This is a genomic window from Streptomyces sp. STR69 (genome assembly GCF_024519455.1).
Classification (GTDB): Bacteria; Actinomycetota; Actinomycetes; order Streptomycetales; family Streptomycetaceae; genus Streptomyces.
In genome coordinates, this window is the sequence record NZ_JALJRY010000013.1 from 63,090 (window position 1) to 81,816 (window position 18,727).

The following is an 18,727-nucleotide window of genomic DNA, read 5'->3' on the forward strand; positions in this document are numbered from 1 at the left end:
TCGTGCCCACGGTGGACCTGAGTGTCCGGGGCGGTGTCGACACGGCCGGCAACTCGGCTTCCACGCCCACGGGTTGGGGGCACCACGACGGAAGCCGGGAGGCTACGGACGCGTGTCCCTGCGCCGGCCCGTCACTGCTGTCGCCAGCGGCGGGTGACGAGGGTCAGTTCGTGCCGGAGGGTCGTGTCGTGCACGAGGGGATGCAGCCAGTCGACATCGGTGGGGCGCAGGCGGAGCAGACCGACCACGGCCTGGGGCGGTCTGGGGTGAGGGATGCGCTCCAGCAGGGTGCTGCCTTCGGTGAGCACGGCCCGGCTCGGTGGGTGGTCTGCGTGCTGCGCCTGGACGAGTTGGCGCATGCGGTCCGTCGAGTGGGTGTCGGTAGTCGATCCCCTTCCTCTCGCGCGCCGGCACGCGGATGGGTACGACCCGACGTTGGGCGGCTCGGCCGCGGGGAACAGCGAGTGAGTTCCACGGGGTGGCACGACGCGGTGTGTCGGGTGCGGTCGGGCCGTCGGCCCGATGTGCCGTCGCGGTCCTACGTCAGCCGACCGTCCGTGCCGAGGAGACCGCCGTGCGGGCCGCGCGTTCGACCGCCGCTATGCCGCCCGCCATCGACGCGTTGCCGTCGGAGAGGACCGCGACGAGGTAGTGGTGCGTTCCCGAGGTGATCTCTCCGACGCTGTTGATGTCCCACAGGCCGGTGGTGCTGCGCTGCAGCCAGCCGTTCTTGAGCGCCCACCCGGCGTCGGAGGCCGCCGAGACGCCCCATGACTGTCCGGCGGCGATGCGGGTCATCAGCGTACGGATGTAGCTCTGGGACGCCTCGGTCAGTGCGGAGCCGCTCGCGGAGGAGGTCCCGCCGTCGGCGAAGACCGCGTGCAGCAGGCGGATCTGGTCGGTCGCCGTGGTCTGCGTGAGTCCCCACTTGCCGGCGGCTCCGCCCACGGTGGAGGAGAGCCCGAGGCGCTTGTTCGCCGCCGCCAGGCCGGGCGCCTGGCCGATCCGGCGCCAGAGTGCGTTCGCGGCGTCGTTGTCGCTGTGCTCGATCATCGCCGTGGCCCAGGTGAGCTCCTGCTGGGTGAGACCGCGTCCGGCGTCCTGGGCCTGAAGGAGCAGCGTGGCGAGGATGTCGACCTTGATGATGCTGGCCGTGTCGTAGGGGACGTCCTTGCCACGCACCTGCGGCTTCAGGGCGGGGTGGTCCAGGTCCAGCACCGCGGTCGTCAGGCGTGCCTCGCTCGTCGTGGCCGTCTGCGTGCTGCCGGCTACGGAGCGCGCCGGCGTCCCGGAGTCGGCCGCAGCGGCGGGACCGGCCACGGCGACCGCGAGAAGGGTGGAGACGGCGCCGGTGAGGAGCGTCGCGCGGAGACCTGCAGGCCTGCCCCGTCGGAGGGGCGTGCTCGCGGTCGGCGTGGTCGGTCGGGGATTCGATCGGTACGACATGGGGCCTCGGCGGTTCGGGGGCGGGGGCACAGAGTTGCGAACGTAGACGAGGCGGCGGTTTCGCGACGTGACCAGTGCCACGAAAAAGCACCATGGGTACCATTTGTGAGGATAACCACTGCTCCCGGGCCGACCGGGGTCGGACAGCGGCCCCGGGCCACGGAATGTGCACGGACCGACACTCGGCTCCACGGGAGAGACGAACTGGCTTACGCGGCCGGGCCGTTGGGACGTAAGTTGAGCGGCGGACACCGCACACCTCGGCTGAAGGACGAACGCTACCCATGCCAGACCAAGCAATGACACCCGGATCGGCTGCACATCAGAAGATCGACACATCGGTGCCGCACTCGGCCCGGATCTGGAACTACTGGCTGGGCGGCAAGGACAACTACCCCGTCGACGAGCAGGCCGGCGACGCGTACACCGCCGTTTTCCCCGGCATCGTGACCATCGCCCGCAGCAGCCGCGCGTTCCTGCGCCGCAACATCACGTATCTGGTCTCCGAGGCGGGCATCCGGCAGTTCCTGGACGTCGGCACCGGCCTGCCGACCGCTGACAACACCCATCAGGTCGCCCAGCGGATCGCCCCCGAGGCCCGGATCGTCTACGTCGACAACGACCCGATGGTCCTCGCGCACGCCCACGCTCTGCTCTACTCCACGCCGGAGGGGGTGACCGCCTACGTGGACGCCAATGTGACGGACCCGGACCGCATCCTGGCGGAAGCCGCCGAGACGCTGGACCTCACCCGGCCCACCGCCCTCATCCTCAGCAACATCCTGGGCCATGTCGCCGAGCACGACCAGGCGCTCTCCATCGTCACCCGCCTGATGGACGCGCTGCCGTCCGGCAGTTACCTCTCCATCAACGACGGTTCGCGGGGCATCGACCCGGTCTTCGAACAGGCTCAGGACGCCTACAACGAAAGCGGCGCCGTCCCCTACAACCTGCGTACCGTCGACGAGATCACGGCGTACTTCGACGGCCTGGAACTGGTGGACCCCGGTGTGGTCTCGGTTCCCCTCTGGCGTCCGGAATCCACCTCTCCGGCTCCGGAACCCATCGGCGAGCACGGCGGCCTCGCCCGCAAGCCGTGACACCCCGAGCCTGAATCCCAGGCTCCAACAGATCGATGTCGGCGGGGGCGCCGGGACCCACCGTCGCCGTGCTGGTCCCGCAGTAGCGGGCGATGTCCGAGACGCGCACGTTGTGGTAGCCGTGACGGGCGATGAGGACGGTCGCGGCCTCCAGGATCTGGTCCCGGCGTTCCTGTGCCGTCACCGGCTGCGCCCGGTCCCGCCCGGTGTCGGGCGGAAGTACGGGCTCGGGGCCGGTTCCCTCGACCAAATACCCGGTGGACACCCCGCAGGCCTTCGCGATGGCGGCGATCTCCTCGTCGCGCAGCCGCCGGGTCCCGCGCAGTGCCTTGGACAGGGCGGTCGGGTCCATGCCGATGCGGTGGGCGAGTTCGCGCTGGGAGACGGCGGCGGCCCGGATCGCCGTACGGACGCGTTCCGGCAGATCGGTTGCGGTCGCGGCCGGCTGACTGTGGCTGGGCCGGGATCGGGATCACCGGGGCATCAGTTCCGGCAGGAATCGGTGGCATACCGTACTGACGCCCCTCCCCGCCCAGATCCGATCCGCTTCGGAGGCCCTGGCCCATGGCCCGCCTGTACGTCCGCTCCGGCATCGCCCCCGACCCGCCGGACGCGGCCTTCCCCGTCCTCGTCGTCGATCCCGACGGCACCCCGGGCGAGCGTGCCGTGGCCCGGCTCGGTGGTCACTGTTACGAAGGCGAGGGGGCGTTCTTCCTCGTGCGGACCGACGGCTGGGCCGAGCGGTCGCTCGATGCCGGGCGGCTGGTGGTCGGCATCGCCGTCCATCCCCTGCCGCTCCGGCAGGCGGGCGCGGACCCGGCCGAGTTCCCCGAACGGTCGGGAATCGACCCGGACGCCGTGCTGCTTCTGTCGGCCCGGACGACGGTCGATCCGGCACTCTGCGCGCGCCTCAGTGAGCCGACCGCCGTGTTCATCGCGGGACCCGACGTCACGCTCGACGATCTGCTCGCCGACGACGAGTGGCCGATCATCCTGGCTCCCCCGCCGTCCCAGGCCTGACCGCCGCCATGACAAGGCATGGTGATGCGGTGAGCGACGACGACACGACCGCGCCGACCCCGCAACCGACCGCTGAGGAGAACCGGCACGCCAGCTGGCTGGAACTGTTCTTCGATCTGGTCGCCGTGGCGGGTGTGGCGCAGATCGCGCACCTGCTGCACGGTGTCCCGGACGTGTCCGACCTGGGCATGTACGCGCTGTTGTTCCTGGCCTTCTGGACGGCTTGGATCATCTTCACCCTCTACGCGAACGTGGCCTACCAGAACACCCACGTCCGTACGGTGCTCGCCGCGATGTTCGGCATGGCCGTCATGGCCGCGGCGGTTGCCGGAGTGCACGAGGGGGACGACCAGCACGCGCGGGTGTTCGCGCTCGCCTACGTCCTGATCCGGGGGCTTGCGAGCCGGGCCTGGCAGCACCGTCGCCAGATCCTCGTCGACTGGCCGGCCGCTCAGATGTCGCTCGGCGTGATCCCGTGGATCGTCTCCCTCTGCTGCTGGCGGCGTTCGGCGCACATCTGCGCACCGTGACAGTTGTCTGGCTGCTCGTCCTGATCACCCTGTGGCCGATCCTCTACGAGCGACGGGCGACGAAGTCGTCGAAGGGCGTCGTGAGGACGGCGCCCTGAGCCATGGGGTGAGGTTGTAGCGGTGGCACGAACTCGCGCGGGCTTGCTTCCCCGGTCGCCAGGAGGAGCGGGGCGACCAGAAGGAGTCTCAGCCATGATCGACCGGGTGCCTCTCCGTACCGGAGCAGGGCCCGTCCCGTCGCCCATGGCCACGCCGCTGGTCCGGGCCGCGGCATCCGGTGGCGCGTCGGTGCTGGTGGCACTGCTGAACGCGCTCATAGGTCCCGATCGGCCCTCGCCGGCGCCGGCGGCGCTGGCCCTGCTGTCCGCAGTGCTCGGTCTGTGCGCCCGCTTCACAGCGGCCCCCGGCATCGCGGCTTTGACCCGCCCCCTCCACGCCCGTGCCGCCTACCGCCGGGTCACCACCGGCGTCGCCGGCGCGACAGACACCGGATCATGAACGGTGTGGCCGCTCAGCGGGCAATACCATCGCCCGGCCGCCCACGGCGGCCCCCGCGGGCAGGCCACTCGGTCGGGTGACGGCCGGCGGCATCATCGCTGCTTGCCGGACCGAAAAGTGCCGTTTCCGGGCTTCATGGCCAGATCCCTCTTATCGTGGAGCGACACAGTGACCATCGGCGTCGAAGCGGGCAGGCCATGCAGGATCCGGATCCGGAGATCGACTACGCGGCGGTCTTCCGCGACCTGCCCGGCATGGTGGCGCTGCTCACCCCCGAGCTCGTCTACCTCGACGCCAACGAGGACTTCCAGCGCCTGTCGGGACGCAAGCGGGAGGAACTGGTCGGCCGCTACATCTTCGACGTCTTCCCCGAGAACCCCAAGGACCCGGCGGCGGCCGGCATGCGCGAGACCCGGGAGTCGATGCTGCGGGCGTTGACCACCGGGGAGCGCGACACCATGGCCCTGCTCCGCTACGACATCGAGGACCCCCAGCTGTCCGGCCGATGGGTGGAGCACTTCTGGAGCCCGGTCAACGCGCCCGTCCGCGGTCCGGACGGCCGAGTGATGCTGATCGTCCACCGGGTGGAGGAGGTCACCGAGTTCGTCCGGGCCTTCGGCGGCCGGGCCGACGACAACCGGGCCCGGGTACTGGAAGCTGAGCTGTACACCCGGGCACGTGAGCTGCAGCAGGTCAACGAGCGGCTGCGCACGGCCCACGCCCACGAGCGCGAGGTGGCCCTGACCCTGCAGGCGGCGATGCTGCCCCCGCCACGCCCCGTCGGCCACCACCGGGCGGCCGTCCGCTACCGGCCCGCCGTGGGCGCGCTGAACGTCTGCGGGGACTGGTACGACCTGGTCGACCTGCCCGACGGCGGGATGGCGGTCGCCGCCGGTGACGTCGTCGGACACGGTCTGGCGGCGGCCTGCGCCATGGGCCAGCTGCGCAGCGCCCTGAGCGCGGCCTGCCGGGTCGCGGACGGGCCGGGCCCCGCCCTTGAGGCTCTCGGTCTGTACTCCCGTTTCGTCGAGGGCGCCGAGTCGGCCACCGCGGTCACGACGTTCATCGACTGGGACGATCACACCATCACCTACAGCTGCGCGGGCCACCCGCCGCCGGCCCTGCTCGCCCCCGACGGCACGGTGACCTTCCTCGACCAGGCCACCGACCCGCCCCTGGGCGCCCAACCCGAGCATGTCGGCCGGGTGCAGACGAGCATCCCCTTCGCCGAGGGTGCCACCCTGGTGCTGTACACCGACGGACTGATCGAGCGTCGCACGGAGGACATCGACCGCGGTCTGGCCCGCCTCGCCGACTCCCTCGCCCACCACCGGCACGCGGAACCCGAGTCCCTGGCCGACGCCCTGCTCGCCGACCTGCTCCCCGCCGAGGGCAACACCGACGACACGGCCCTGATCGTCCTGCGTCTTTGACAGCACGTCCGTTCCGGGCAGGGGCCGTGCGTTTGGCCTGAACTCGTGGCCCGGCGAACCGCCCGCCGGCCCTGTGCGAGGACGTGGAACGAGCATGGCCGCGCGCTGCGTTCGCCGGTTCAATCGCTGTCTCGTCTCAGCCCGTCCACAGCTTCCCCGGCCGATTGTCAGTGATCGCCGCTAACGTTCCACTTGTCGTCGCACAGATGTCGGGACGTCCCGGCTGAACTGTGCTTTCTTCGGGCTGCGTTGATGTGGAGGCGGGGGCATAGTGGGTTGGCTGTCGGCGGGTGACGGGTATGAAGTCGCCCTGGTGGAGGGGCGGGTGGCGGCGCGAGCCACCGGGGGCCGGTCTGCGGGGCGGCAGTTGAAGTCCCTGCCGCGCGCGCTCAAGGACCACCCGGAGGTGGACCGGCTGCGGCGGTTCGCCGAATGGCTGGATCGGCACGCTGCGGGGTGCGTCGCGCAGGTCGACTCCTGGATGGTGTCGTCACTGCCCGTCCCGACCGGTCTGCTGGTCCGGGTGTGGCCGGACGAGGCCTGGCAGTCGGCGCTGCGCGACCTGGCCGTAGTCGGCGACGACCCCGACGAGGTCGGCTTCCTGCGAGGCACCACCGAGGACGGCGAGCTGCGGGTGGTGAACCTCGACGGCGAGACGGTACGGCTGTCCCCGCGCACGGTGACCCTGCCGCACCCGGTGCTGCTGCCGGACCTCGACGACATCCGGGAGTTCGCCGCCGAGCTGGGCATCGTCCAGCGCGTCGAGCAGATCCACCGGGCGACCTGGCAGCGCCCCGACGAACTCGCCCCCAAGGCCACCGAGGTACGGGAGTTCGCCGGCGGCTCGTTCCGCTCGCGCTTCGCCCTCGCCGCGCGCGCCAGTTCGCTGGGCTACCGCGTCTCCGGCGGCTACGCCACGGCCAGGGTGCGCGACGGCGGGCACACGGTCGAGGCCTCCGTGTGGATCGGGGAGCCGTACTGGGAGGACACGGTGGAGACCGGTGGCCTCAGCTGGCAGGACCAGAACGGCCGTGCCCTCCCGTTGCGGGAGGTGGGCCCGGTGGCCTGGTCCGAGGGGATGCGCATGGCCGCGGCACTGCACGCCGGGTGTGACATCGAGGAAGGCAAGAGCGCATGAGCGGGGGGACGCAGGTGTCGTACGAGGACATGCTCGCTGCGGGGGCGGTGCTGCCGCCGGACGCGGAGGGCGCCGGTGAGCGGGCGGTGCCGCTGACGGCGCGCACCTATACGCACCCGGGTCTTGACGACCGGGTGGTGGTGCGGCTGGTCGCGGGTGAACTGGGCGCGGCGGAGGACCTGGCCGCCGGTTTCCTCGGCCTGGAGCAGGCCGCCGAACCGGCCGTCGTGGGGCTGGGGTTGCGTCAGTCGCTGGGCTTCCCGGAGTGGGTGCTGGTGCACCATCCCGAGGACGGACACCACGCGCTCGGTGTCGTGCCGGACCTGGAGCGGGCGGCCCGGCAGGCGAAGTCCCGGCCCAAGGCCGCGCTGGACGCCTACGTGGAACTCGGTGCGCGACTGGCGGCCTCCGTACCGCACTTCCTGCCGACCTTCTACGAGCAGGCGGGCCGGGTGTTCCTCGCCGAGGAGAACGCCACCTACGCGGCCCAGTTGTTCACCCGGGCCCGCAAGGCCGAGGCGGAACACGGGCTGGTCATCGAGGAGGACCGACTCGACGCGGTGTTCCTGGAGTTCGCGCTGGCGGGCGCGCTGCCGGTGAAGGTGCTGTCCGCCTACGGCAAGGAGTTGGGCGCCCGAGTGCCGGCCCAGGAGGCGCTGCGGCGGTTCACGCGGCTGTGTCTGCGCCGTACCGCGGGCGGTCTGCCGCCGTCCGCGCAGATGGCGGGTGACCTGCGCAAGCTGGCCCGCGCCGCGGGGCAGGACGCCGACCTGGCCGAGCAGCACTATCTGTCCGAGCTGCTCGGTCTGCCGGCCACGCTGCGTGCCGCGGCCGGCTGGTGGAAGGGCCACCGTGCCGCGCTGGTGGCACTGGCCGCGCGGGAACGGCGGGTGCGCGGCACCCTGTTGGACATGCTCCCCGCGGGCTCCGACGACGAGATGCCCGCGCTGTGGCTCCAGGTGCTGGAGGACTCCGGTGCAACGGCGGGGTTGTGGGACGCCGCCCTGCCCGAGGAGGAGCGTCCCCGGGACGGCACGGCGGGCTGGCTGGAGCGCTTCCTGACGTTCCGCGAGCGGGCCCGGTCCTGGCGCGGCTCGACCCGGATGCCGCAGCTGTACCCGCTCGTGGAGCGGGCGGTGGACCGGCTGCGGGCCGAACTCGCCGCGTCCGGCGGCGCGTTGAAGGTCACCCACGACATCGATCTGATCGACCTGCTGCTGTCCCTGGACATTCCCGTGGCGGCTCCGGAACGGGGCCACGCACTGCCGCTGGAGCAGTGGGCGTCGGGCGACGGGCACCGGGACCTGCTGCGCCTGGGCGCCGACGCCCGGTTCCACGGCGCATTCCTGAAGGGCGCGGACCGGTTCGGCGACGACGAGCCAGGTCTGCGGGCCATCCGGCTGCTCGCGCAGTCGCCCGGCTGCCGTCCGCTGCTGGCCCAGTGGGTTCGTAGGGTCGTCGAGCGGTTCACCGCGGTCGGTCTGCCCCAGCTGCCCGACGCGCTGGCGCGCCTGAAGTGGCTGCCCGCCGAGGCGCTGGCGCTGGCCGAGGCGGACGTGCGCGAGGCGGTCGCCACCGACCTCGCCCCCGTGCTGGCGCGCACCCTGCGGGCCGGGCTCTTCGACGAACTCGGCTGGCCCGCCTGGGAGGAGGCGGCGGCGGAACTCGTCCCGAAGAAGCAGGTGGAGGATCTGATCGTCGCCGACGCCTGGCCCCACCTCGTGGTGGCCGGCGAGGCCCAGGCCCGGGTGATCGGCGCCGAGGGCACCCTCCTCACCCACGACCTGCGCATCCCCAAGGACGACCGGTACGGCGACCCCGGCTTCCACCACGTCGACGGCGAGCTCCTCGTCTACTGGAACAGCCGCAACGACGGCCTGCGCGGCTACTGGCACACCCGCGCCGACCGGGTCGAGAAACTGGAAGGCCCGCGCGGTACCCGTGGCACCGAAATGGACTGGTACAAGGGCAACTTCCCCATCACCCTGCCGCTGCCCGGCGGCGGCCGGGCCACCGGCCGCGGTGTGCTCCACGCCGGGGACACCACCGTGCCCGAGGAGCGTCCGCTGCTCTTCGACGGCTCCACCTACTGGGTCTGGCAGGCGGATTCCGAGGACCGGGAGGCGCACGGCTGGTACGAGTACGACCCGGCCACCGACGAGCGCGGACGCATGAGCCGCCCCGCCTTCTTCGCCGACGCGCTGCGCGACGCCCCTGCGGGCAGCACCTTCGCCGGGGGCCGGCTGCGGCCCTCCCCCACGACCGGCGCCGCCCCTGCCTCGGCGCCCGTCGACGGCCTTGTGGGCCTGCGCAGGCTGGAACTCCCCGACGGCTCCACGCGTGTCGAGGATCTCGCCGGACACACCCTCACGCTGCCCGCCGACGCGGGCCGGCCGTTCACGCTGGTGATGTTCCCGGGCGCCGAGCGGCCCACCGCCGTCGTGCACAACGGCTGGCAGCTCGACCTGGTCGACGCGGACGGTGTCGTCACCGCCTGGGGAAAGACCGACCGTACGGCGGGCGTCTTCGGCGAGGGCTCCCTGCTGCTGCCGCCGGTGCAGTACTGGGAGTGCCTGACCCCGCGCGACCCGGCGGGCTCCACGGGACTGCGCCACATCGACCGGGACACCGCCGCCGCCCTGCTGTCGGCCGCCACCGACAAGGAACCGGAGGCGCTGCCCGGCGCGATCCGCGCGCTGCTGCCCGTCACCCACCCCGCCCTGCTCGCGGGTATCGCCGGGGTCGTGCGGTACGCGGCTGCCCAGCAGGCGGTCCTGGACGAGGCGGCGACCCGACTGACCCTGGCCCTGGAAGGCGGCCTGGAGGACGAGGGTCCGGCCGGTCCGTCGGACAGCCTGCTGCGCGACGCGACGAGCGGTCTCGGCGCGGCACACGGCTACTGGTGGAACCGCGAGGACCAGGCCGACACGGTCTTCCGCGTCCTGCGGGTGCTGGCCCGTGCCGCCGACGCCACCGAGGTCGTACCGGAACCGTACGATGCCCGGCTCCATCTCGACGGACCCGAACTGCCCGTCGGGCAGGTGGAGTTGCACGCCCTGCTCGGGCGGGTGACGGCCATCGCCTACCGGGCGGCGGCCGGCACCACTCCCGAGGAGCACCGCGAGGCACTTCAGCAACTGCTCGCCGGATTCCAGCGGTTGGGGCTGGGGCAGTCCGGTGCTCCGGGCCGCTGGCGCACGGTCACCCTGCACCTGGACGCGCACCGGCTGCGGTCGGCCCCCGGCGTCTGGCGGCAGGGCTCCTGGAACGGACTGCTGCCGCTGGCGGACGGTGCCTTCGTCGCGGTGACCGGACACGGGTTGCCGGACGACGACGGCTGCGACTTCACCGGTCTGTTCCACGATCCGGCAGGACGGTTCGCCGTTCCGGAGCCGTACAAGGTCCTGGCCTGTGACCCGATCGGCGAGGAGGAGCACCCGGGCGGGCTCGGTGCCTTCCTCGGCGCGCTCGCCGAGCGCGGTCCGGCACCGTGGTTCCCGGACGCCGCCGAGGAGTTCGCCCGGCTGACCGGTGTCACCGAGACCATGGCCCGGCTCGTCGTCGCCGGGCTGCCGGGAGTCGACGCCTACCAGCGGACCTTCCTCACCACCGAGGCCCGAACCGTCATCGGGGTGAAGGTGGCCCCCGCGGGGGTCGCGAAGGACGAACTGCGCGCCCTCGACGGTGCCGTCCGTGCCGCGGTCGTGGCCGCGCTGCTGCCCGCCGACCCGGTGCGCCTGTGGACCGAGGGCCCGGACGTGGCGGCGGGCGCCGCGGTGTGGAACAGCAGGCTCGGCAAGCGTCCGGCCATACCCGAGGACCTGCTCAGCGACGCCATCCGCGCATTCAAGCACGCGCCGTGGCGAGTTCGGGACGCCCTGCCCGCGCTGCTGGACCCGGCCCGCGCCCCGGAGCTCAGCCGGGATCTGCGCTGGGAGGTCATCGGCGACCGGGTGCGGCCGGTCGGCGACGACACGGCCGGGTTCACCGCGCAGACCCTGGTCGGCTCGGTCGGCCTCGCCGCGTGGCTCGCCCACCGGCTGCCCGCCGGCGACCCGCTGCGCGCCGCGCTGCCGCCCGCGCTCACCGCCGTGCGCCAACGCCTCGCCGCCCCCGGGCTGATGCTCGACCTCGGCCAGTACATCAGCCTCCCCGCGTTCCGGAAGACGGCGGGCACTCCCACCGAGACCGGTGCGGGCTTCGAGCGCTACGGCGCCGTCGTCCTCGCCACCCAGGACGACCAGCCGGCCCCGGGCATCCGGGTCGACCTCCTCGACGAGGCCGGTCAGGATCCCTACCTGCCCGCGACCCGCGTCAACGACCAGCCGTATCCGGCCGAGGTCGCCCTGCGCCTGGTCCGCGACCCCCGTCTCGCGGCGCTCCTCGCCGATCCCGGCGAGCCGATCGCGGGCGAGTGCGACAAGGACGGCACCTGGTGGCCGCAGGACCCGGGCCACTCCGTGCCCGACCTGGTCATCGAGGTGGCCAAGGAGCAGGGCCTCGGCGAGGACGCGGCCACGCTGTATCTGATGCTGCTCGCCATGCCCGACCCGACCGACCGCACGACGGCCCGGTGGACGGGGTGGAAGCCGGTCCGTCTCAAGGCGGCCCGCGCCGAGCTGGCCGCCACGGACATGGTGGTCGGGGCCACCCGGACCAGGGCCGGACGCTCGCTCTTCCTGCCCGGCGGCTGGGCCGAACAGCCGTCCCCGCGTGTCCCCCTGGAGCGTTGGAAACTGCCGCTGTTCGACCTCGTCGACGGCGATCAGGCGCCGCTCGGCGTGATCGTGCCGACCGAACCGGCCGCGGACCTGTACCGCAGAGCCTGGCAGCGGGTCCGCGAGGGGGACGCTCCCCGGTTCGAGGAGCTGAAGGTGCGCCGGGGCCGCCGCCGCTGACGGACGCCGTACCGGGGGTGCCGGACATCACCGGCGCCCCCTCATCAACGACCAACAGACCTACGCAGCAAGGACATTCATGACCCCGACCGACACGGCGACGACTCTGCCCGACCGGCAGACGCTGCCCGCCGAAGAGCGCCACGCCACCGAACTCGCCTTCCTCGCCGCCCACGACGAGGGGCCCCGCCCGCCCGGGTGGCTGCTGACGCCCCGCTCCGTCATCACCTTCGTGTGCGGCAGCGCCGGCGGACCGCTCAAGCTCGCCAAGCCCCACGAGACACTGCCCCGCGAACTCGTCATAGCCCCCAAGTTCGTTGGTGAACGCGCCCTGGTGGAGCGGTGCGTGGTCACGCTCGCGGGAGAGCGCGGACTGCTGCTGGTCGGTGAGCCCGGCACGGCCAAGTCGATGCTCTCGGAACTGCTGGCGGCGGCCGTCTGCGGCACCAGCGCGCTGACCGTGCAGGGCACTGCGGGCACCACCGAGGACGCCCTGCGCTACGGCTGGAACTACGCTCTCCTCCTCGCCCAGGGCCCCACTCCCCAGGCGCTGGTGGACTCGCCCGTGCTCGGCGCGATGCGCTCCGGGCGGGTGGCGCGCGTCGAGGAGATCACCCGCTGTCTGCCCGAGGTGCAGGACGCGCTGGTGTCGATCCTCTCCGACCGGCGGATGAGTGTGCCCGAGCTGTCCGGCACGGACGACGCGCAGGTCGCCGCCGCTCCCGGCTTCACCGTCATCGCCACCGCGAACCTGCGCGACCGCGGTGTCTCGGAGATGTCCGCCGCGCTCAAGCGCCGCTTCAACTTCGAGACGGTGCACCCGATCGCGGACGTCGACGCCGAGACCGCGCTCGTGAAACGACAGGCCGTCGCGGCCGTCGAGCGGGCGGGCGCTGCCTTCGACGTCGACGACGCGGTGCTCGACGTCCTGGTGACCGTCTTCCGTGATCTGCGGGCCGGGCGTTCGGCCGAGGGCTGGGACGTGGAGCGCCCCGGCACGGTGATGTCCACCGCGGAGGCGGTGCAGGTCGCCGTGTCCCTCGGGGTGGCCACCGCCTACCTGCCCGCCGGGGACCCCCTCGACCTGGTGCCCGGCCATCTCCTGGGCGTGGTCCGCAAGGACGATCCGACCGACCACGCACGCCTGTTGGGCTACTGGGACGGTCCGGTGCGCCGCCGCGCCGAGGACGGTTCGGCGACCTGGCGCCGCCTCTGGGACCTGCGGGAGAACCTTCGGTGACGATCGCTCAGGATCCCAGGGTCGCGCTCGACACCCTGGCCGACTCGGTGGTGCCGTACCTGTTGGGCGTACGGCACCACAGCCCGGCGCTCGCCGCCGCCGTGCCCGCGCTGCTGAACGCGGCAGGTGCCGAGGTGGTGTGCGTGGAGCTGCCGGTGGACTTCCAGCCGTGGCTGACCCATCTCGGCGCACCCGGCACACTGGCGCCGGTCGCGCTCGCGGGTGCCGGTGCGGACGGACGGCTCGGCTTCTACCCGTTCGCCGACTTCTCGCCCGAACTCGCCGCGGTCCGCTGGGCGCGGGAGCGGGGAGTTGAGGTCGTCTGCTGCGACCTGCCGATGGCCGACGCGCGCTGGCACGCGGAGGTGCCCGAGTGCACCGAGGCGGCCGGCCGGCAGGCGCCCACCTCCTTCGCGCAGGCGCTCACCGCGGCCGGGACCGGCCGTGACGGGGACGACCTGTGGGACCGCAGTGTGGAGGTCCGCGCCCCCGGCTGCGCCCCCGAGTCGCTCCGCCGGGCCGCCCTGGGCGTCGGCTGGGCGCTGCGCCAGGACGCCGAGTCGAACGGCGGTGTGCCCCCGGTGGACCTGGCGCGCGAGGCCCATATGCGGGAGACGATCGCCCTCGCGGCGACCGGCGGACGCCGCGTCGCAGCGGTGATCGGCGCCTTCCACGCACCGGCCCTCGCTCACGGGGCCGACGGACCGGAGCAGGCGTCGGCCGGCTCGGCGCTCCCGACGGAGCCGTCCTCCGTCGTCACCTCCCTGGTCCCGTACGCGTTCGATCTGCTGGACTCACGGTCCGGCTATCCGGCCGGGATCCGCGACCCGCGCTGGCAGCAGGCGGTGTTCGGCGCGGCGGGCGATCCCGAGCTGCTGTACGACGCCGCCGCCCGGGCCATCACGGGAGTGTGCCGTGAGTTGCGCGCGGCCGGGCACACCGCGGGGACCGGCGAGGCCCGCGAGACGCTGCGCGTGGCCTGCGATCTTGCGAGGGTGCGCGGGCTCCCGGCGCCAGGTCGGGGCGAGGTCCTTGAGGCGCTCACGTCCGTGATGGGGCAGGGTGAGCCGCTCGGCCGGGGCCGTGCTCTCGCGCGGGCCCTGGAAGTGGTCCTGGTGGGCACCGACCGCGGCCGGGTCGCGCCGGGCACGCCGCGCTCCGGGCTCGCCCCTTCCGTCGAGTCCGAACTCGCCGCCCTGCGACTGCCCGGTCCGGACGACCCCGCTTCGCGCGAACTGCGCCTGGACCCGCTCCGTTCGGCCCTCGACAACCGGCGCGAGATCCTGCTCAGGCGGCTCGACGTGTGCGGGGTGGGATACGGCGAACCCGTGGAGGTGACCGGTACCGGCGACGCCGCCGCGCTCTCCACCCGATGGCGGCTGGCGTGGGTGCCGTCCGTGCCCGTGCGGCTGGACCTGGCCGGGGTGCGGGGCGTCACCGCCGCGCTGGCGGCAGAAGGAACGCTGCGGGAGACCTTCCGCCGGGAGTCGGCGGAGGGCGGCCCCACAAGTGGCCTCGTCCTGACGGGACTTCGGGACGCCGCCCGCTGCGACCTGCCTGTCCTGGTCGCCCAGCGGCTGACCGAGGCCGCCGAAGTGCTGCCCGCCTCCGCGACGCTCCCCGAACTCCTCACCGGACTCGACCTGTTGGAGGCGCTGCGCCGGGGCCATCTCCCCGGCACCACGCCCGAGACCCAACAGGCTGCCGGCCTGCTCGCCGCCGACCTACTGGAGTCGGCGGTACGGTCCCTGCCGGGTCTGGCGGGCAGCGACGACCCGGAGGAGGCCGCCGCGCTCGTCGCCCTCGCCACGCGCGCCGCCGACCATCGCCTCGGACTGCGCATGGACGAAGCCCTGGGCGGTCTCGCGCACACCGGCTCGCCCCTCGTCCAGGGAGCCGCTCTCGCCTGCCGGGTCCTGCTCGACCTGGACGACGCCGACGCTCTCGGCGCACGGGCCGCCGGCTGGATCGACACCGCCACCGGCCCCGACGCACGGCACGCACTGGCCCGCAGACTCGCCGGACTGCTGACCGGTGCCGCATCCCTGCTCCAGTCGGCGCCGACCGCGCTCGACCCACTCCTCGACCGGGTCGACTCGCTCGGCGACCAGGCGTTCCTGGACCGACTGCCCGCGCTGCGCGGAGGCTTCGACACCCTCAGCCCGGCGGGCCGCGACCGTCTTCTGCACACGGTCACGGAGAGGCTGGGTGATCGCCTCGACCTGACGCTTTCCGCCTCCCCGCGTCTGCTGGCCCTGTGGGCGGCGGCGGACGAGGCCGGCCGTACGGCGGTGGAGGCGCTGCGGATGACACCCCCGACGCCTCGAACCGCCGATGCGCCGGACCCCGGGACCGCCGTCACACGTCCCGCGCCCGTACCGGATCCGTCGATCAATGACGTACTCCGTCTCACACCGACGGACCGGTGGCGGCTGCTCCTCGGCAGGGAGAACGACAAGTTGCCTGCGGGCGCCCGCCGTTACGCGCACGCGCTCGACGAGCTGTACGGCAGGGGACGCGGCGAGGGCTCCTCGGACCTGGGCCGGGACAGCGGTCCCGGTGGCGGGCAGGACGCCTCCTTCCCGTCCGCGCGTGAGTGGGCCGAGGAACTCCAGGTGCTGTTCGGCGCGGAGGTTCGCGAGGAGGTTCTCGCCGGCGCCGCCGATCAGGGTCGTAGCGACGTACTGGCCGAGCTCGACCCCACGTCCGTACGTCCCTCGGTCGACCTGCTGTCATCCGTGCTGTCGCTGGCCGGCGGGATGCCCGAGCAACAGCTGGCCCGGCTGCGACCGCTGGTGCGCCGGCTGGTCGACGAACTGGCCAAGGAGCTGGCCACCCGGCTGCGGCCCGCACTGTCCGGACTGGCCACGCCTCGCCCGACCCGCCGTCCGGGCGGCCGGATCGACCTGCCGCGCACGCTGCGGGCGAACCTGGCCCACGCTCGCAGGAGGGCCGACGGCAGCACCCTGGTCGTACCGGAACGGCCGGTGTTCAGCACCCGTTCGCGCAAGGAGGCGGACTGGCGGCTGATCCTGGTGGTCGACGTGTCCGGGTCGATGGAGGCCTCCGTGATCTGGGCGGCGCTGACCGCGGCCGTGCTGGGCGGAGTGCCCACGCTCAGCACACACTTCCTGGCGTTCTCGACGGACGTGATCGACCTGACGGACAAGGTCGAGGACCCGTTGTCCCTGCTGTTGGAGGTGCGTGTGGGCGGCGGCACCCACATCGCGGCCGGTCTGGCCCACGCCCGCTCCCTGGTGACCGTACCCAGCCGGACCCTCGTCGTGGTGGTGAGTGACTTCGAGGAGGGCTACCCGCTGGGCGGACTCCTGGGCGAGGTACGGGCGCTCGCGAGTTCCGGGGTGCATCTGATGGGCTGCGCCGCTCTGGACGACCACGGCACCCCGCGCTACTCCGTGCCGGTGGCCCGACAACTCGTCGCGGCCGGAATGCCCGTCGCCGCCCTCAGTCCCCTCGCCCTCGCCCGCTGGGTGGGCGAACGCCTCCGCGGAGAGTCCCGATGAACCCCGAACTGCCCCCGGTGGCGCCCGAGGTGGCCGCTGCCGCCGTGGAGGCCCTGACCTCCCGACTGCGCAAGAAGCTGGACGCCGCGATCGAGACGTATGTGGCCGCACCCGTCGTCGTCGAGGGCGCCGTGCGGCGTGTGCGGTGCGGTGAGGACGCGGAGGTCGTCCTCACTCCGGGTCCTTCCGGGGCGGTCGCGGACGCAGGGGAGGCCGTGTGCAGTTGTCTGCTGGCCCCTAGGTGCCTGCACCTCGCCGCTGTGCTCGGCGCGTGTCCGGTGGCGGACGCGGAGACAGCCGTAGCCCAAGAGGTCGGCACCGCTGCGGAGGCCGAATCGCCGACGCACAGCACCGTCCAATCCGTCGTCGGCGTGCCCGGACCGGACACCGCCGCACCACCGCCGCAAACGGGCCCCACGGACGCGCAGTCGACCGCGGCACGCTCGCTGTGGGACGCCGCGGCTGCTGTTCTGGCCGCCGGGGTGCCCGCCGCGGGCGCGGTGGCGCAGGCGGAGGTGCTGCGGGCCTCGCACACGGCGCGCCTGGCCGGGCTGCACCGCGCGGAGGCGGCGGCGCTGCGGGTGGTCCGCGGCCTGCGGGGCGCCCGATCGCGCCACGACGGCCACCGACTGGCCGACCTGGTCGCCGATCTGCGTGAACTCCTGCTGACCACAGGCCTGTTGGCGGCGGCGGATCCGGCCCCGGCGCTGGTCGGAACCGCCCGCCGCGCCTACCGGCCGGAGGGCGCGCTGCGCGTGCACGGGGTGTGCCGGGAGCCGGTGATCTCCGCCACCGGTTACGGCGGGGTGGTCACCCATGTCATCTCCGACGACGGGCGCTGGTTCACCGTCGCGGACGTGAAACCGGGGGGTCCAGCCCGTGCGCGCGGAGCCGCCACGGCCACGGTCGCGCTCGGTTCGGGCAGCGTCGACCATGCCGGGCTCTCCCGAGGCGGGCTGCTGATCTCGGGGGCGACGCTGTCCTCGGACGGTCGTCTCGGTGCCGGCAAGGGAGTCCGGGCGACGCCGGTCGCCGGCCGGTCCTGGACCTCGGGCCCGTTGGCCGCCCTGTTCGCCCGGCCGCTCGCCGAGGCCGTCGCCGCCAGGCTCGGGAACGCTCCGGTGAGCGATCCGGAGGGCGCCGAGCGGACGGCCGGTGAGCTGATCGGCTGTGATCTGGTCATCGTCGGAGTGGTCGACCAGCAGGTGCTCGCCCAGGAGTTGGCCCCCGGCCGGGCGGACTCGGACGGTCTGCTGATCCGCCTCCTGCCGTCCAACGGTCACCCCGACCTCGCCCACACCGCGAACCTTCGCCGCCTGGCCTCCCGCCCCGGGCTGCGGCTGCGCGTCGTCGGCCGCCTCGACCCCGATCACGCCGCCACGCTACGGCCGCTCGCAGTCGGCCCCCTACCGGAACCGGACGCGAGTACGGCGACGTTGCGGCTGCCCGCGGAGTGGCTGGGCCACGCCGATCTGGGCTACGACCGCATCGAGGGCATCCATCTGCCACCCGTCGACGCTCTCCCGGAAACGGCCGGGCTCCCCCACGTCCCGTCCGACCCGGTGGCCGAGGCGCCGTTGTGGCGGCTACGGCGAATGGTCGAAGTCGCCGTGTCCGGCGGACGCAGGGCCGCAGCCGAGCCCGCGCGTGACGGCGACCGGGGCGGGGCCGTCGTAGCGCTGCGGCGGGCCGGTTTCCGGACGGCCGCCGACCTGTCGCACGCCCTCGCCGCGGAGGCGGATCGGCGTGGGCGCGATGTGTTCGGCCGTACCGAGGAAGCCGACCCGGACGGGTACGCGCGTGCCTGGCTCGCCGCGGCCGTCTACCTGGCCGACACCGAACGGGCGCTGGTCCGCGCGACCTGGGAGCCGCCGGACGCGAGCTGACCGGTCGGACCGAT

Annotated in this window: 13 protein-coding genes and 1 pseudogene; 11 read left to right on the plus strand and 3 right to left on the minus strand. The window is 73.3% G+C overall.

All coding sequences use genetic code 11. The annotated features are described in order from the left end of the window. Window positions 1–131 precede the first annotated feature (131 nt). A complete protein-coding gene (locus OC490_RS24405; RefSeq protein WP_262060119.1) occupies window positions 132–359 on the minus strand; it encodes a hypothetical protein in 228 nt (75 codons plus the stop codon). A 184-nt stretch (window positions 360–543) separates the two neighbouring features. After that, a complete protein-coding gene (locus OC490_RS24410) occupies window positions 544–1,446 on the minus strand; it encodes a class A beta-lactamase-related serine hydrolase (protein WP_262060120.1) in 903 nt (300 codons plus the stop codon). 284 nt (window positions 1,447–1,730) lie between these two features. On the opposite strand from OC490_RS24410, the gene OC490_RS24415 reads away from it, so the two are divergent. After that, window positions 1,731–2,546: an SAM-dependent methyltransferase gene (locus OC490_RS24415; protein ID WP_262060121.1), complete on the plus strand. Its 816-nt coding sequence runs from the start codon at window positions 1,731–1,733 to the stop codon at window positions 2,544–2,546. A gap of 70 nt (window positions 2,547–2,616) precedes the next feature. Here the strand turns inward: OC490_RS24415 and OC490_RS49590 are convergent. Then, window positions 2,617–2,898 (minus strand): annotated as a pseudogene (locus OC490_RS49590) (TetR family transcriptional regulator); the annotation flags it as partial. On the opposite strand from OC490_RS49590, the gene OC490_RS24420 reads away from it, so the two are divergent. The 10 genes from OC490_RS24420 to OC490_RS24465 all read left to right on the plus strand — a co-directional run bounded on the left by OC490_RS24420 (window position 2,804) and on the right by OC490_RS24465 (window position 18,713). Then, entirely contained in the window at window positions 2,804–2,995 is a 192-nt protein-coding gene (locus OC490_RS24420; RefSeq protein WP_262060122.1) for a hypothetical protein, read from the plus strand. The pseudogene OC490_RS49590 and the gene OC490_RS24420 sit on opposite strands and share 95 nt — an antisense overlap. 115 nt (window positions 2,996–3,110) lie before the next feature. Continuing rightward, a complete protein-coding gene (locus OC490_RS24425; protein WP_262060123.1) occupies window positions 3,111–3,566 on the plus strand; it encodes a hypothetical protein in 456 nt (151 codons plus the stop codon). Between the two features lie 29 nt (window positions 3,567–3,595). Beyond that, window positions 3,596–4,096 carry a low temperature requirement protein A gene (locus OC490_RS24430; RefSeq protein WP_262060124.1) on the plus strand — a complete coding sequence of 167 codons (501 nt, stop codon included), beginning with the start codon at window positions 3,596–3,598 and terminating at the stop codon, window positions 4,094–4,096. 192 nt (window positions 4,097–4,288) lie between these two features. Next, complete coding sequence (locus OC490_RS24435) at window positions 4,289–4,594, plus strand: hypothetical protein (protein ID WP_262060125.1); 306 nt, start codon at window positions 4,289–4,291, stop codon at window positions 4,592–4,594. 197 nt (window positions 4,595–4,791) lie between these two features. Continuing rightward, complete coding sequence (locus tag OC490_RS24440; RefSeq protein WP_262060126.1) at window positions 4,792–6,027, plus strand: PP2C family protein-serine/threonine phosphatase; 1,236 nt, start codon at window positions 4,792–4,794, stop codon at window positions 6,025–6,027. Between the two features lie 271 nt (window positions 6,028–6,298). Continuing rightward, a complete protein-coding gene (locus OC490_RS24445; RefSeq protein WP_262060127.1) occupies window positions 6,299–7,165 on the plus strand; it encodes a DUF4132 domain-containing protein in 867 nt (288 codons plus the stop codon). Further along, window positions 7,162–12,063 carry a DNA-binding protein gene (locus tag OC490_RS24450; protein ID WP_262060128.1) on the plus strand — a complete coding sequence of 1,634 codons (4,902 nt, stop codon included), beginning with the start codon at window positions 7,162–7,164 and terminating at the stop codon, window positions 12,061–12,063. The genes OC490_RS24445 and OC490_RS24450 overlap by 4 nt, the downstream gene beginning before the upstream one ends. A gap of 79 nt (window positions 12,064–12,142) precedes the next feature. Then, a complete protein-coding gene (locus tag OC490_RS24455) occupies window positions 12,143–13,303 on the plus strand; it encodes an ATP-binding protein (RefSeq protein WP_262060129.1) in 1,161 nt (386 codons plus the stop codon). Beyond that, a complete protein-coding gene (locus OC490_RS24460) occupies window positions 13,300–16,827 on the plus strand; it encodes a vWA domain-containing protein (protein ID WP_262060130.1) in 3,528 nt (1,175 codons plus the stop codon). Before OC490_RS24455 ends, OC490_RS24460 begins: the two co-directional genes overlap by 4 nt. Continuing rightward, entirely contained in the window at window positions 16,824–18,713 is a 1,890-nt protein-coding gene (locus OC490_RS24465) for a hypothetical protein (protein WP_262060131.1), read from the plus strand. Before OC490_RS24460 ends, OC490_RS24465 begins: the two co-directional genes overlap by 4 nt. Window positions 18,714–18,727: the final 14 nt, after the last annotated feature.